The 14,372-nt window shown below is 38.4% G+C and carries 17 protein-coding genes; 3 read left to right on the top strand and 14 right to left on the bottom strand.

The genetic code is table 11. From position 1 onward, the window contains the following. The 4 genes from DUT70_RS20985 to dnaK form a co-directional block, all read right to left on the bottom strand. The coding region (locus tag DUT70_RS20985) for a hypothetical protein (RefSeq protein ID WP_205529857.1) at nt 1-1,045 on the bottom strand (1,045 nt) is incomplete at its 3' end. Nucleotides 1,046-1,225: 180 nt separating this feature from the next. Continuing rightward, entirely contained in the window at nt 1,226-1,822 is a 597-nt protein-coding gene (locus DUT70_RS20980; protein ID WP_128353417.1) for an RNA polymerase sigma factor, read from the bottom strand. Nucleotides 1,823-2,024: 202 nt separating this feature from the next. Beyond that, entirely contained in the window at nt 2,025-2,249 is a 225-nt protein-coding gene (locus DUT70_RS20975) for a hypothetical protein (RefSeq protein ID WP_113649332.1), read from the bottom strand. 162 nt (nt 2,250-2,411) lie between these two features. Further along, the gene (dnaK, locus tag DUT70_RS20970; RefSeq protein ID WP_113649331.1) at nt 2,412-4,319 is read right to left on the bottom strand and encodes a molecular chaperone DnaK; all 1,908 of its coding nucleotides are present in this window, start codon (nt 4,317-4,319) and stop codon (nt 2,412-2,414) included. Between the two features lie 534 nt (nt 4,320-4,853). On the opposite strand from dnaK, the gene DUT70_RS20965 reads away from it, so the two are divergent. Beyond that, nucleotides 4,854-5,414, top strand: a complete 561-nt coding sequence (locus DUT70_RS20965; RefSeq protein ID WP_113649330.1) for a murein L,D-transpeptidase catalytic domain-containing protein — start codon at nt 4,854-4,856, stop codon at nt 5,412-5,414. Between the two features lie 3 nt (nt 5,415-5,417). On the opposite strand, the gene DUT70_RS20960 is transcribed toward DUT70_RS20965, so the two are convergent. Next, nucleotides 5,418-6,596, bottom strand: coding sequence for a class I SAM-dependent methyltransferase (locus tag DUT70_RS20960; RefSeq protein ID WP_113649329.1), 1,179 nt, complete (start codon nt 6,594-6,596; stop codon nt 5,418-5,420). A gap of 276 nt (nt 6,597-6,872) precedes the next feature. On the opposite strand from DUT70_RS20960, the gene pepE reads away from it, so the two are divergent. Beyond that, nucleotides 6,873-7,568 carry a dipeptidase PepE gene (gene pepE / locus DUT70_RS20955; protein ID WP_113649328.1) on the top strand — a complete coding sequence of 232 codons (696 nt, stop codon included), beginning with the start codon at nt 6,873-6,875 and terminating at the stop codon, nt 7,566-7,568. Between the two features lie 18 nt (nt 7,569-7,586). After that, a complete protein-coding gene (locus DUT70_RS20950; RefSeq protein WP_113649327.1) occupies nt 7,587-8,150 on the top strand; it encodes a GNAT family N-acetyltransferase in 564 nt (187 codons plus the stop codon). A 218-nt stretch (nt 8,151-8,368) separates the two neighbouring features. On the opposite strand, the gene rplQ is transcribed toward DUT70_RS20950, so the two are convergent. The 9 genes from rplQ to secY all read right to left on the bottom strand — a co-directional run bounded on the left by rplQ (nt 8,369) and on the right by secY (nt 14,371). Continuing rightward, entirely contained in the window at nt 8,369-8,938 is a 570-nt protein-coding gene (rplQ, locus tag DUT70_RS20945; RefSeq protein WP_113649326.1) for a 50S ribosomal protein L17, read from the bottom strand. A 131-nt stretch (nt 8,939-9,069) separates the two neighbouring features. Further along, nucleotides 9,070-10,062, bottom strand: coding sequence for a DNA-directed RNA polymerase subunit alpha (locus tag DUT70_RS20940; RefSeq protein WP_113649325.1), 993 nt, complete (start codon nt 10,060-10,062; stop codon nt 9,070-9,072). Between the two features lie 80 nt (nt 10,063-10,142). Then, entirely contained in the window at nt 10,143-10,751 is a 609-nt protein-coding gene (gene rpsD / locus DUT70_RS20935) for a 30S ribosomal protein S4 (protein ID WP_113649324.1), read from the bottom strand. A 66-nt stretch (nt 10,752-10,817) separates the two neighbouring features. After that, a complete protein-coding gene (gene rpsK / locus DUT70_RS20930; RefSeq protein WP_113649323.1) occupies nt 10,818-11,207 on the bottom strand; it encodes a 30S ribosomal protein S11 in 390 nt (129 codons plus the stop codon). A 75-nt stretch (nt 11,208-11,282) separates the two neighbouring features. After that, nucleotides 11,283-11,660, bottom strand: coding sequence for a 30S ribosomal protein S13 (gene rpsM, locus DUT70_RS20925; protein ID WP_113649322.1), 378 nt, complete (start codon nt 11,658-11,660; stop codon nt 11,283-11,285). A gap of 73 nt (nt 11,661-11,733) precedes the next feature. Next, entirely contained in the window at nt 11,734-11,850 is a 117-nt protein-coding gene (gene ykgO / locus DUT70_RS20920) for a type B 50S ribosomal protein L36 (RefSeq protein WP_113649321.1), read from the bottom strand. An 83-nt stretch (nt 11,851-11,933) separates the two neighbouring features. Continuing rightward, on the bottom strand, nt 11,934-12,152 hold the full coding sequence (gene infA / locus DUT70_RS20915; protein ID WP_079643278.1) for a translation initiation factor IF-1: 219 nt from the start codon (nt 12,150-12,152) through the stop codon (nt 11,934-11,936). A gap of 72 nt (nt 12,153-12,224) precedes the next feature. Further along, the gene (gene map / locus DUT70_RS20910; RefSeq protein ID WP_113649320.1) at nt 12,225-13,010 is read right to left on the bottom strand and encodes a type I methionyl aminopeptidase; all 786 of its coding nucleotides are present in this window, start codon (nt 13,008-13,010) and stop codon (nt 12,225-12,227) included. A 20-nt stretch (nt 13,011-13,030) separates the two neighbouring features. Further along, nucleotides 13,031-14,371, bottom strand: coding sequence for a preprotein translocase subunit SecY (gene secY, locus DUT70_RS20905; protein ID WP_113649319.1), 1,341 nt, complete (start codon nt 14,369-14,371; stop codon nt 13,031-13,033). Nucleotide 14,372 lies beyond the last annotated feature (1 nt).

Below are 14,372 nucleotides of genomic sequence, written 5' to 3'. Positions count from 1 at the left end.
TGGTCACCGTCTCGTTGCCCTTCACCATATCGGTGATGTTGATCGTCTGGGTAACACCGTTGCCGTCAACATAGGTAAAGTTTTTGTTGGTCGCATCGTAGCTCACGTTGCCGCCGGTGTTCTTCACAATCGTCTCGAAGATGTTTTTCACTTCGGTATTGTTCACAATGTCCTGGAAGTTGTTCTGCACATCGCCAACCACGTTGATCACCGTACCCGGACCGGTAATGTTGCCGTCCTTGTCAATATCCTTCTCGTTATAATAGGTGTACTTGCCCGTGTTTTTCCCATTAACTACCTCGGCAACCACCTTGGTCACCGTCTCGTTGCCCTTCACCATATCGGTGATGTTGATCGTCTGGGAAGTGCCTGTACCGTCAACATAGGTAAAGCTGTTGGTCGTGGCATTGTAGCTCACGTTGCCGCCAGTGTTCTTCACAATCGTCTCGAAGATGTTTTTCACCTCGGTATTGTTCACAATGTCCTGGAAGTTGTTCTGCACATCACCCACCACGTTAATCACCGTGCCAGGACCTACAATATTTCCATTCTTATCAATATCCTTTTCGTTATAGTAGGTGTACTTGCCCGTATTTTTTCCGTTAAGCACCTCGGCAACCACCTTGGTTACTGTTTGCGAGCCTCTTACAATCCCTGCGATGTCTATGGTTACGGCATTTCCACTACCATCTATATAAGAGATGATATTTGTAACAGGGTCATACTTGATATTAGTGGTTTCTCCTTTGCCAACCAGTAACCATTTAGTACCATCATTATAGTAAATGCCAGGTACTACATCATTAATGGTAGCGGTGTTGTAGGCAATCATACCTGCAGTATGTACAGATAATGGTGTTGCCACAGTAGTTGAGCTTAACGCAATTCTACTTACTAACAAAGCTTTGTTTTTGCTTTCCAGTTCAAGGATCGCATCTTTGTTTGGTAATTTGCTGCCAGTAGATGCGTCGCCTATTCGCTGCTGAGCAGAAACAGTTAAAACGGCGCATGAGAATACGAGAAAAAAGGATAGTTGTTTTTTCATTTCATAGTTATTTGTTAGTTTTCCCTAATCAATATTACGGTAGGCAATAGCCTATTTTTATTCTTTAATTAAAGGCAGATCGCTCTCATCCTTTTATTTTAGGAGAGGATAAATCACTTAGCTCCGTTATATTAAGACACAAAGCCCTATATGAGAGGGGGGGATCAGGAAGAAATATTTTTAATTGTGGTGCGGATTGAGCTGAAATCTAATTTTCCGAAGTGCTAGCTTGATATACTCGTGCAAAGTATGAGGAGAAATGTTCATCTTTTCTGCGGCTTCCTTATAGGTTAAGCCTTCTTGATGACAAAGCACATAGGCCCTTCTCTGGTTAGGGGATAATTTTACGAGGGAATGGTTAAGTAAACTCCTAACATCTTTATAGTACAAATCCTGCAAAGTACTATTTTCATAGTTTTTGGTTGAACAAATCAATTCCTGCTTGTATCTTTCTTGCTGAGCAATTCTTCGAAGAATATTAAAGCAATGATTACGTACGACCTGGCTTAGATAGGCATCGAAGTTATCTATTGTTAAAAAAATTTCTCGTTTTAACCAAAGTTTAAAAAAAATCTCTTGTACTAGCTCTTTAGACAGCTCTTCACAGCGAGTTAGTTTTTTTCCAAAAGCAAAAACTTTTTGATGATACTGTTTAAATAAAGTTGCGAATGCAGCTTTATTTCCGCCAGCGATTTCTTTTAGCAAATCGCTATCATTTAACAATTGTTCAATTGCCATAGGTAGATATTTTTCAAGGTTTGTAGCTAAATAATTCAAAAACTATGCCTACATCAGAAAATTACCAAAACCCACTTAAAATATAAAGACAAAGAAATCAGTCGTTTACTATGGTGACTTTTTTTTACTCATTATATCCAATTATGAGCAAGTATGTCCACAATAACCTAAAAAAGGTTTATCAATTTAATAAGACTTTGCATTACCAATCGAATTGATTAACTCAAAAAAGGAGTATTTATTAGTCCTTTTTTTTGAAAATCTGTCTGAGAATCTCGCTTTGCTCATCTTCCGCTAATGCCTGAGGATCAGCTTTTTCAAATAATAAAGCAAGCTCTTCTTTTATTTCACTTTCAAATAAAGGGTCTTGTGCGTAACCTAGTAATTCAAATAGTTGCTGATTAGTTATTTTTTGTTTGAGATACCGCTGAATCAGCTCTTGAAGTCGTTGAGAGGTTTTTTCCATCGAGGTTAGGAATAAAAAGATATGGTGAAGTTATCGGGGCTCAGTCAAAGATAGTAAATATATGAAGTTGGCAAGTAGTTCTTTATATGAAAGGTACTTTACTGCAATAAAAAAGCCCCAACAAAAATTGTTGAGGCTTTCTATATCGACTAAAAGAGATGCTTATTTCTTATCATCGTCTTTTACTTCTTCGTAATCCACATCGGTTACAGTATCGCCACCTTGCTGAGGCTCAGCTTGTGCTGCACCCTCTTGCGGTTGGCCTTCCTGTCCTGCTTTGTACATTTCTTCTGAAGCAGCATTCCATGCATTTTGCAACTCAGCTTGTGCAGCGTCAATCTCTGCAAAGTTACGAGCAGCGTGGGCATCTTTCAGTTTCTTCAAACCATCTTCAATTGGCGCTTTTTTATCCGCAGATAATTTATCGCCAAACTCTTTCAATTGTTTCTCTGTAGAGAAGATCAATGCATCAGCTGCGTTGATTTTATCCGCTTCTTCTTTAGCTTGTTTATCTGCCTCAGCGTTAGCTTCAGCTTCTTGCTTCATTTTTTGGATTTCAGCATCAGTTAAGCCTGAAGAAGCTTCGATACGGATTTTTTGCTCTTTACCAGTTGCTTTATCTTTTGCACTTACATGTAAGATACCGTTAGCATCAATATCAAAAGCTACTTCGATTTGAGGCACGCCACGAGGTGCTGGTGGAATTCCATCTAACATGAAACGACCAATGGTACGGTTTTGAGTGGCCATTGGGCGCTCACCTTGCAAAATGTGGATCTCTACAGAAGGTTGGTTATCAGCCGCAGTAGAGAAAGTTTCCGTTTTCTTAGTTGGAATGGTTGTGTTAGCCTCAATTAATTTAGTCATTACACCACCCATGGTTTCAATACCTAATGATAATGGCGTAACGTCTAATAACAATACATCTTTCACATCACCAGTTAATACACCACCTTGAATAGCAGCACCAATTGCTACCACCTCATCAGGGTTTACACCTTTTGAAGGTTCTTTACCAAAGAAAGCTTTTACAGCATCCTGAATAGCAGGAATACGGGTTGAACCACCTACCAAGATGATCTCGTCAATATCACCTACCGATAAACCAGCATTTTTCAAAGCAGATTTACAAGGTTCAATTGTACGTTTGATCAAATCACCAGCTAGCTGCTCAAATTTAGCACGGCTTAAAGTACGTACTAAGTGTTTAGGGCCACTAGCATCAGCAGTGATATAAGGCAAGTTAATTTCAGTTGATGTAGTGCTAGAAAGTTCGATTTTAGCTTTCTCAGCAGCTTCTTTCAAACGTTGTAACGCCATTGGATCTCTGTGCAAGTCCATACCGTTTTCGTTTTTAAATTCATCAGCCAACCACTCAATCAAAACATGGTCAAAGTCATCACCACCTAAGTGAGTATCACCGTCAGTAGCTTTTACTTCAAATACACCATCACCAAGTTCCAACACAGAAACGTCGTGTGTACCACCACCGCAGTCAAACACTACAATTTTCATGTCCTTGTGAGCTTTATCTAAACCATAAGCCAAAGCCGCCGCAGTAGGTTCGTTAATGATACGTTTTACCTGCAAACCTGCAATTTCACCAGCCTCCTTAGTTGCCTGACGTTGTGCGTCATTAAAGTAAGCAGGTACGGTAATTACAGCTTCAGTTACTTCTTGACCCAAGAAATCTTCAGCGGTTTTTTTCATTTTCTGTAAAACCATTGCCGAAATTTCTTGCGGTGTATATTTCCTATCGTCAATCTCAACACGAGGCGTATTGTTATCCCCCTTGATCACTTTATAAGGCACTCTTCCAACTTCCTTGTCAACTTCATTAAAGCTGCTGCCCATAAAGCGTTTGATAGAATAAATCGTTTTTGTTGGGTTTGTGATTGCCTGACGTTTTGCAGGCTCGCCTACTTTGCGCTCGCCGTTTTCCGTAAAAGCAACAATAGATGGCGTAGTACGTTTACCCTCGCTGTTTGCAATAACCACAGGCTCATTACCCTCCATTACCGCAACACAAGAGTTCGTAGTTCCTAAGTCTATACCAATTATTTTTCCCATTTTAATATATATTTTCTTAATTATTTTTTTCGTTCTATTTCTTATTAACAAGCGATGTGCCAATAGAGTTTTGGCAGAATTTTGTCAAAAAAAGCGGAAAAAATGTAAATAGATCTCTCAAATTATCCTGACAGCTTGGCAGAAAAGTCCACAATTCTATGAAGAGGTTTAGAAAAGCAATGGCTGCATTCCATCGCATTCGATAGTCCTGCTGTCCGCTGCTATCTTTTTGTTTCGCTCCAGTGCTGTCATCCCGAGGAACGAGGGATCTCTACTGATATAGCACTTAGCTCACAGATCCTTCACTAACGTTCAGGATGACAATAAAACAAAAAGGATATCCGCTTCCATCAGGTTTACAGCACAACTGTCTGTACAACAAAGAAAGGTATCCCCTGCAAACGCCGAAACGCTCTCTGCAAGAAAAAACCTCGTAGGTTTAAATTCCATTTTATTATTATTCAATGGTGAAGTTGAGGGCTTCGCCGTTTAAAAACCTAAGGTTTGGAAAAATACAAATCACTATATTTAAGCATGCTAAACCTATTACTGCTTCTCCTACCCTTTTGGTCTTCGTCTACCCATATCAAAGCCGAAAAACTCAGTGAAGCTTACGCCTTTTGCAAGAAAAACAAACTAGACACTACCGTTTGCATCATGGTAGACATGAGCATTCCTTCTGGAAAAAACAGGTTATTTGTTTACGATTTCAAACAAAAGAAAACCATCATCGCTGGCTTATGCGCTCATGGCGTGGGCGGAGGAAGTACTTCAACCAAGCCCGTTTTTAGTAATACCGTAGGTAGCAACTGTACCTCGTTAGGCAAATACAAGGTAAAAAACAGGTCATACAGCAATTGGGGTATCAATATCCATTATAAAATGTACGGATTGGAAAAAACGAACAGCAATGCATTCAAAAGAATCATCGTACTGCATTCGTACACCCCTGTGCCCAACTATGAGATTTATCCGCATGGCCTATTTGGACAAAGTGCGGGCTGTCCTGTTATTGCCGACGACCAAATGACGAAAATAGATCGCTTATTGATCAAAAAGAAAAAACCTGTGTTATTATGGATTTATAATGAATAGCAACTAGATTTCCAGCAAACGCTCCAAATGATGGTAGCCAATCCCGAAATAAGCTTTGGTCTCTTTTATTCTCTGTAGTATCTCGTCTTTGCTCTTTGTTCCCTTATCCTTATTCTTAATCCCTACTACCAGTACATTTTTAGGGGTATGCACATCCGATACAAATTCAAACACTTTAGTTTTGTAGCCAAAATATTCCAACATTAAGGCACGCAATCCATCGGTCACCATCTCCGCCTGACGCTCTAAAAATATTCCATGCTTGGTCAAGAAGTTCAGTTCGTTTTGTGCTTTTCCTTTCTCTATTTCCCTACGGATTTGTTTATGACAGCAAGGAGCCACCACAATTAAATCAGCATTAGCCTTAATCCCTTTATAAATGGCATCATCTGTAGCTGTATCGCAAGCGTGTAGCGCAATTAAGAGGTCAATGGCCTCAGTATCGTAACTTTCAATGGTTCCTTCTACAAAAGAAAGCTGTTCAAATTTCGCATTAACCGCAATTTCATTGCACAAATCCACCAAATCTTTTCTAAACTCCACCCCAACCACATTGGCCTTTTGCTGATGGTTAAGCAAATAATCGTAGAGCGCAAAAGTGAGGTAGCCTTTACCCGAACCCATATCTACCACATTTTTAATGGTACCTTGTGGGAGTTCCTTAATTAACGAGCTTAAAATTTCAATGTACTTGTTAATTTGCTTGTACTTATCCTGTGCATTTTTAAACACTGTTCCTTGCTCATCGGTAAGTCCCAATTCATGAAGGTAAAGGTTGTCTTTTGCCAAAATCAATCGCTTCTTTTCTTTATTATGAGAAAAGTTGGCTTCCTTTTTTTCTTCCAATTGCTTGGTCCTTAATCTAAAGCTTCCTTTAGCACTTCTCTCTAAAATCATTTCCTTGTGGGTAGAAAATAAAGTAGCCACATTGAAATCACCAGCTAAGTACCCTTCGATAAGTGACAACCCTTCCTCTATCTCAAAGTTTTTGAAAATATCTCTTGTTTTATAGCGGTAATTAAAGGCCAATAACTGCTTGTTCTTAATCAATACAGGTTTAACGTACAGCTGTTTCAATCCTTCTTCCGTGCCTTTGTAGTTACCCAAAGCTAACTTTACAAAAGCCGATTCTGTTATCGCTTTTTTGATCTCATTTACAAAGGTTGTTCCGTGCTGATCCATCTTGATTAATACTGAAGTGCAAAAATACGATTATACCAACAATAAATGGTCATAGGAAAAGGGGCTTATTATAAACCTCTCTCTAACTCTCTACTTGGAAAGGAGAGAGAACTGGTAGTGCTATTTGTCTGTATATAACCAGTATTAACATCAGAAACTTTCCTCATTCTTGTCTCTCCCTTTTAGGAAGAGGAGATGGCCTACTTAATTTATAACTCCCAATTAAACACCTTAAACCAAGCATTACTATATTTGACAAGAATTAATTAAAACCTTATGAACATCATTCTTGCTTCTACCTCCACCCTATTTGGCGAAACCTACCTAGCCTACCTCAAACCAGAACTTGTTAAGCTTTATCAAGGCGTAAATGAAATCATCTTTATTCCTTTTGCTCGCCCAGGTGGAATTTCTCATGAGGACTATACTGCAAAAGCTGCTGGTTTCTTTTCAGAGCTGGACATTAAGGTTAAAGGGCTCCACGAATTTGAAGATAAAGCAACAGCCATCGAAAAAGCTCAAGGTTTCTTTACTGGTGGAGGTAACACCTTTCTACTGGTAAAAACATTGCACGAAAATAACTTAATGAATGTTATAAAGGCAAGCGTTGAGAATGGGAAACCGTATTTGGGATGTAGCGCAGGGACCAATATTGGCGGGTTAAATATGAAGACTACTAACGATATGCCTATTGTATATCCTCCAAGTTTCGATTGTATGGGTTTGGTTCCTTTCAATATCAACCCGCACTACCTTGACCCGCAACTAGAATTAAAGCACAACGGAGAAACCAGAGAAACCAGGATATTAGAATTTCTAACCCAAAATAATATTAAAGTAGTTGGTTTAAGAGAAGGAAATTGGATCAGAAGAATTAATGATAAAATTACCGTAGAAGGCAGCTTACCAACCAGAATATTCGAACAGGGCAAAGCTCCTTACGAAATAGAAGCTGGAAGTATTTTGTCATAAGTAAACTAAAAACCCAATATGTTGATCAGAAAAGCAAAACGTGAAGAGTCCAAAATCATTGCCAATTACATCTTCTTGGCGATGGAAGAAATCGCTTATCAATTTATAGGTGAAAATTCCGTGGAAAAGGCTTTGCAATTGCTCAACAGCTTAATTGAAGAAACGAACAATCAATATTCTTATGAAAACTGTTGGTTGGTCGAATTTGAAAATGAAATTGTAGCAGCAGCATTGGTATACGATGGCACCAAATTACATGAGCTAAGGGAACCAGTAGCTCGGAAAATAAAAACAATGTTCAATAGAGCGTTTAATCCAGAAGATGAAACTCAAGCGGGAGAATATTACATTGATTGTGTTGGAGTAAATCCAAACCAGCAAGGCAAAGGCATTGGGTCTAAAATATTTCAATTTCTAATTGATGAATACGTTAACAAAAGAAATGAAACACTTGGTTTATTAGTAGATCAGGATAATCCAAATGCTAAAAGATTGTACTTAAAATTGGGCTTTGAGGTTGTTGGCGAGAAAACACTATTAGGTAAAAGACTGGAACATCTGCAATTTAAAAAGAAACAATAATAACTCGTACTTTTCGTGGTATTTGAATGCAACTTTAGCTTTTAGTAGACCTCGAAGAGGTCAGATCAATATAGAGCTACAATTAATATAGATACTACTCTGTAGGAGTCGTATATCGTAGACTATGCTTATTATAAATTTTAAAATCCTTCGGATTTTAAAAAACAAAAAACCCTTTAGGATTACCTAAAGGGTTTAAGCATAATAAGTTAGTTAGACTACGCTTTTTGCTCTTCTGCATCATCAGCAGCTGGTGCTTCAGGAGCAGCTTCTTCTGCCGCAGGGGCTTCAGCAACTTCTTCCTTAACTTCAGCAACTGGAGCTGCTTCTTCTTTAACTTCTGCAGCAGGAGCATCAGCTTTTTTAGCTTTTGTTCTTCCTCTACGAGTAGTTTTCTTCTCAGCAGCAGCTGTATCTTTTCCGTATACTTCGTTGTAATCTACCAATTCGATTAGCGCCATCTCAGCGTTATCACCTAAACGGTTGTTTAACTTGATGATACGAGTATAACCACCTGGACGGTTAGCAACTTTAGCTGCAACGTCACGGAACAACTCTGTTACTACTTCTTTGTCTTTTAAGTAAGCAAATACTGTACGACGTGAGTGAGTAGTATCGTTTTTAGATTTAGTGATGATTGGCTCTACATAAACACGTAAAGCTTTAGCTTTAGCTAGTGTAGTAGTGATTCTTTTGTGAGTGATCAAAGAAGAAGCCATATTAGCCAACATCGCTTTTCTGTGCGAAGTAGTTCTTCCTAAGTGATTGTGTTTTTTACCGTGTCTCATTTTTTTGTTTATAAAGTGTGTACCGTCTCTTTGAACTTAATCTGAGGGAATTACACACAGTGAATTAATTATTAATTCTTCAAGCTCCAATATTCAATTTCCAAACTGAAAATTGCTTACTGAAAACTGAATTATTCTTCGTCTAACTTGAATTTAGAAAGGTTCATTCCAAACGATAATTGTTTAGATTTTACCAATTCTTGGATTTCAGTTAATGACTTCTTACCGAAGTTTCTGAATTTTAACATGTCAGCAACATCGTAAGATACTAAATCAGCCAAAGTACGAATATCAGCTGCTTTTAAGCAGTTTAATGCACGTACTGAAAGATCTAGATCTACTAATTCCGTTTTAAGGATTTTACGCATGTGTAAGATTTCCTCGTCAACTTCCTTAGTTTCTTCTTTAGCTTGAGATTCCAATACCAAGTTCTCATCAGAGAACAACATGAAGTGTTGGATCAAAATTTTAGCCGCCTCTTTCAAAGCTTCTTCAGGATGGATAGAACCATCTGTAGAAATATCTAAAATCAATTTCTCATAGTCAGTTTTTTGTTCAACACGATAGTTTTCAATCGTGTATTTTACATTTTTCATTGGGGTGAAAATCGAGTCGATTGCGATCACACCAACTACACTATCAGAAACTTTATTCTCCTCTGCTGGTACATAACCACGTCCTTTGTTTACTGTTAATTCAACTTCCAAAGTAACGTTTTTCTCCATGTTACAAACCACCATCTCAGGGTTTAACACCTCGAAATTGTTTGAAAACTTGGTAATATCTCCCGCTAGGAATTGTTCTTGACCATTTACTATGATAAAGATTTTCTCAGAATCACCAGATTCACCTGTTTTCTTAAAGCGAACTTGTTTCAAGTTAAGGATGATCTCTGTTAAATCTTCAACTACACCTTTGATAGTAGAAAACTCATGAGAAACGCCTGAAAAACGAATGCTGGTAATAGCATAGCCTTCCAAAGAAGAAAGTAAAATTCTTCTTAGGGCGTTACCAATTGTTACACCGAAACCGGGCTCTAAAGGACGAAATTCAAATTGACCATCGAAATCGGTTGATTTCTGCATGATTACCTTATCTGGCTTCTGAAATGCTAAAATTGCCATTTATTAATGTTTTTAGATCGTTTATTAATGTTGTATAACGTAAAAACGGTTAAAGCCCATTAGGGCTTTAACCAAATCTATTACTTAGAGTACAACTCTACAATAAGGTTTTCCTTAATGTTTTCAGGGATCTCATCGCGGTTAGGGTATGATAAGAATTTACCTGATAATTCTTTAGCGTTCCAATCTAACCAAGAGTGCTTGTTGATTGCTCTGCCAGCTACTGAATTTGAGATTGCTTCTAGAGATTTTGATTTCTCTCTTACTGCAATTACATCACCAGCTTTTAATTGATATGATGGGATATTTACTAACTCACCGTTTACAGTAATGTGCTTGTGGCTAACCAACTGACGAGCACCTGAACGGCTAGGAGCAATACCTAATCTGTATACTGTATTGTCTAAACGTGCTTCTAACAATTGTAACAAGTTATCACCAGTGATACCTTGACGTGAAGAAGCTTTAGTAAACAAGTTACGGAATTGCTTTTCTAACACACCGTAAGTGTATTTTACTTTTTGCTTTTCCATTAACTGTACTGCGTACTCAGACTGCTTTCCTCTTCTTTTTGAGGCACCGTGTTGCCCTGGAGGATAGTTTTTTCTTTCTAATGCTTTGTCAGGGCCAAAAATTGGCTCTCTGAACTTACGGGCGATTTTGGACTTTGGTCCGGTATATCTTGCCATTTGTTTTTGATTTTAAAGTATCATGCAACCTGTAGCTGCAGACTCTTAGCTTTAAAAATTAATTGATTAAACTCTTCTTTTCTTAGGAGGACGACATCCGTTGTGAGGAAGTGGAGTGATGTCTTTGATAGACAAAACTTCGATCCCTGCTACTTGTAAAGTTCTGATTGCAGATTCACGACCTGAACCAGGACCTTTAACAAAAACCTCAACTTTACGTAAGCCTAAATCATGAGCTACTTTACCGCAATCAGATGCAGCTTGACCAGCAGCATAAGGGGTGTTCTTTTTAGAACCTTTGAAGCCCATTTTACCAGCTGAAGACCATGAAATGGTTTGACCGTTGTTATTTGTTAAAGTAACGATGATGTTGTTGAACGTAGCATTGATGTGCGCTTGGCCAACTGGCTCAATCACAACAAGACGTTTTTTGGTAACTTTTTTACTTTTAGCCATGTTATTTTTTAACGATTTGACTTACGAACTTGAACTAACTCAGTAATCCCCTACCGTAAATCTGTAATCTAATTATTATTTAGATGCTTTTTTCTTGTTAGCAACTGTTTTTCTCTTTCCTTTACGGGTACGAGAGTTGTTTTTAGTACGTTGACCACGAACTGGCAAACCTTTTCTGTGACGAAGACCTCTGTAGCAACCGATATCCATTAAACGTTTGATGTTTAATTGAACTTCTGAACGCAAAGCACCTTCTACTTTGATTTGGTCGTTGATGATGGTACGGATTGCAGACAATTCATCGTCTGACCAATCTTGTACTTTTTTGTTGAAATCGATCCCTGCTTGGGTCAAAATGTCTTGAGCAGTTGATCTACCTACACCATAGATGTAAGTTAGTCCGATCTCGCCTCTCTTGTTTCTTGGTAAATCAATACCTGATATCCTTGCCATATTTGTAAATTGTTTTTAATGAACGACCGAACGGCGGGCCACCGTTGTACGGGATCGATCCAAATGTTTTTAATTAACCTTGACGTTGTTTAAACTTAGGGTTTTTCTTGTTGATTACGTAAAGTTTGCCATTGCGACGAATAACCTTACAATCAGCACTACGTTTTTTAATTGATGACCTAACTTTCATTGCTTTATTTATTTCTCTCTTTAGTAATGAAGCTCTCACAAGCAGTTTTAAAATCGAAGACGGTTGCTTGTGATGGTTTCATTTTATTTGTATCTATAGGTAATTCTACCTTTTGTTAAATCATAAGGTGACATCTCCAATTTTACTTTGTCTCCAGGTAAAATTTTGATGTAGTGCATCCTCATTTTACCTGATATATGTGCAATAATCTCATGTCCATTTTCAAGTTCTACCCTGAACATTGCATTCGATAATGCTTCTTTTATTACTCCGTCTTGCTCAATTGAGGCTTGTTTAGCCATATTCTATTGATTTTTACTTAATTAGCTGTCCACTAAACAGGGTTGCAAAATTAAATATTTTTTTTGAAATTTTTAACTTTTTTCTTTTAAAACTTCTTCTATTACCGAAAAAGTGCTTAAAACGTCTGCTTTACCCTTTTTAATTGCAACAGTGTGTTCAAAATGTGCCGATGGCTTATTGTCTTTTGTTGTTACCGTCCAACCATCTGACCAGAATTTAACTGCTGCTGTTCCGGCGTTGATCATGGGTTCAATGGCTAACACCATTCCTTCTTCCAGTTTCATTCCGCTGCCGCGTTTACCGTAGTTGGGAACTTCTGGTTTTTCGTGAAGCTGAACGCCAACCCCATGTCCTACCAATTCTCTTACCACTCCAAAACCGTTAGCTTCGGCATGGGCTTGTACAGCATGGGCGATATCGCCTATACGCATACCTACCACCGCTTTTTCAATTGCAAAGGCTAAACATTCTTGAGTAACCTTTACCAGTTTCTTACGGTCCTCATTGATTTCGCCAATAGAGAAAGTGTAGGCTGAGTCGCCGAAATAGTTGTTCTTGATTACGCCGCAATCTACCGATATCAAATCACCCTCTTGGATGACATAATCGTTAGGAAAGCCATGAACGACTTGTTCGTTTGGAGAAATGCAAAGAGAATTAGGGAAACCACCGTAATTAAGAAAAGCTGGCACAGCTCCGTGATCTTTGATGAACTCGTATGCCAGCTTATCTAATGATATGGTTGTAATTCCTGGTTTGATTACCTTGGCCACTTCGGCAAGGGTTTTCGAAACCAGTAGTGAACTTTCCCTAATTAGCTCAATTTCTTCTTGAGATTTGTAATGGATCTTAGACATGCAATCTTATCGTCGCTTGCTTATAATGCCGCTCCGCTGGTACTTGTTACAGTTGGAACTCCCGAACGTCCGGTTACTCTTCCTGTTTTCATTAAACCATCGTAGTGACGCATTAATAAATAGCTTTCAATTTGTTGCAAAGTATCTAATACTACCCCTACCAAAATCAACAATGAAGTACCGCCAAAGAAATGGGCAAACTCTTGTTGAATACCAACTTTAACGGCAAGTGACGGAAGAATAGCGATAGCTGCTAAGAACAACGATCCTGGGAAAGTGATCTTAGAAATTACCTCATCAATGAAAGATGATGTAGCCAATCCTGGTTTTACCCCTGGAATGAAGCCACCATTTTTCTTCATGTCGTCAGACATTTGAGTTGGGTTAACGGTAATTGCTGTATAGAAGAATGTGAATGCAATAATTAAAAACGCAAACGTTAAACTATAAGTTAACGAAGTAATATCCGAATATTGGTGTAACCAACTTTCCTGCAAATTAGGGAATAGTCCGATTAATGCGCTTGGAACAAACATCAAAGCCTGCGCAAAGATGATTGGCATTACACCAGCTGCATTTACCTTCAACGGAATGTATTGTCTAACGCCACCTACTTGTTTGTTACCTACAATACGCTTAGCATATTGTACAGGCACTTTACGAACACCTTGTACAATTAGGATTGTGAACATGATGATTGCATACAAAGCTACAATCTCCAATACCAATCTAATTAAACCGCCGTCATTACCTGCAAATACAGAGCTGATTTCTTGGCTGATTGCAACAGGCAAACGAGCGATGATACCTACCATGATGATTAAAGACGTACCATTACCGATACCTTTATCAGTAATTTTTTCGCCTAACCACATCACAAATAAAGTACCTGCTGTAAGCACTACCGCCGACAAGAAATAGAATATGGTATGATCGATCACAATTGCCTCTGGGGTAATTTGTGTTTTCACGTAACCAACTGCTTGTACAATAGTAATAGCCACCGTTAGGTAACGAGTATACTGCGTTAATTTTTTACGTCCGCTTTCACCCTCTTTCTGCATTTTTTGGAACGTAGGTACTGCAATTCCTAATAACTGCACCACAATTGAGGCAGAGATATAAGGCATTACCCCTAACGCAACGATTGACGCTTTAGAGAATGCACCCCCAGCGAACATATCTAATAAACCTAATAGCCCTGATTTTTGTTCATTTGATAATTGCGCAGGATCAACACCTGGCAATACCACTTGACAAACAAGTCTATAGATTACAAGAATCATCAGCGTAAATAAAATACGCCCTTTTAATTCTTCGATTTTCCAAATATTACTTAAAGTAGTAAGTAGCTTCTTCATT

The sequence above is a fragment of the Pedobacter chitinilyticus genome (assembly GCF_003313385.1).
GTDB lineage: Bacteria > Bacteroidota > Bacteroidia > Sphingobacteriales > Sphingobacteriaceae > Pedobacter > Pedobacter chitinilyticus.
Note: the sequence above shows the minus strand (reverse complement) of the source record. Positions and strands in the feature narration are given on the sequence as shown.

Coding starts and splice junctions, on each gene's coding strand:
- DUT70_RS20975 (WP_113649332.1), bottom strand. CDS start 2,249: ATGGAAAAAACCTCTCAACGACTTCAAGAGCTGATTCAGCGGTATCTC.
- dnaK (WP_113649331.1), bottom strand. CDS start 4,319: ATGGGAAAAATAATTGGTATAGACTTAGGAACTACGAACTCTTGTGTT.
- DUT70_RS20965 (WP_113649330.1), top strand. CDS start 4,854: ATGCTAAACCTATTACTGCTTCTCCTACCCTTTTGGTCTTCGTCTACC.
- DUT70_RS20960 (WP_113649329.1), bottom strand. CDS start 6,596: ATGGATCAGCACGGAACAACCTTTGTAAATGAGATCAAAAAAGCGATA.
- pepE (WP_113649328.1), top strand. CDS start 6,873: ATGAACATCATTCTTGCTTCTACCTCCACCCTATTTGGCGAAACCTAC.
- DUT70_RS20950 (WP_113649327.1), top strand. CDS start 7,587: ATGTTGATCAGAAAAGCAAAACGTGAAGAGTCCAAAATCATTGCCAAT.
- rplQ (WP_113649326.1), bottom strand. CDS start 8,938: ATGAGACACGGTAAAAAACACAATCACTTAGGAAGAACTACTTCGCAC.
- DUT70_RS20940 (WP_113649325.1), bottom strand. CDS start 10,062: ATGGCAATTTTAGCATTTCAGAAGCCAGATAAGGTAATCATGCAGAAA.
- rpsD (WP_113649324.1), bottom strand. CDS start 10,751: ATGGCAAGATATACCGGACCAAAGTCCAAAATCGCCCGTAAGTTCAGA.
- rpsK (WP_113649323.1), bottom strand. CDS start 11,207: ATGGCTAAAAGTAAAAAAGTTACCAAAAAACGTCTTGTTGTGATTGAG.
- rpsM (WP_113649322.1), bottom strand. CDS start 11,660: ATGGCAAGGATATCAGGTATTGATTTACCAAGAAACAAGAGAGGCGAG.
- ykgO (WP_113649321.1), bottom strand. CDS start 11,850: ATGAAAGTTAGGTCATCAATTAAAAAACGTAGTGCTGATTGTAAGGTT.
- infA (WP_079643278.1), bottom strand. CDS start 12,152: ATGGCTAAACAAGCCTCAATTGAGCAAGACGGAGTAATAAAAGAAGCA.
- map (WP_113649320.1), bottom strand. CDS start 13,010: ATGTCTAAGATCCATTACAAATCTCAAGAAGAAATTGAGCTAATTAGG.
- secY (WP_113649319.1), bottom strand. CDS start 14,371: ATGAAGAAGCTACTTACTACTTTAAGTAATATTTGGAAAATCGAAGAA.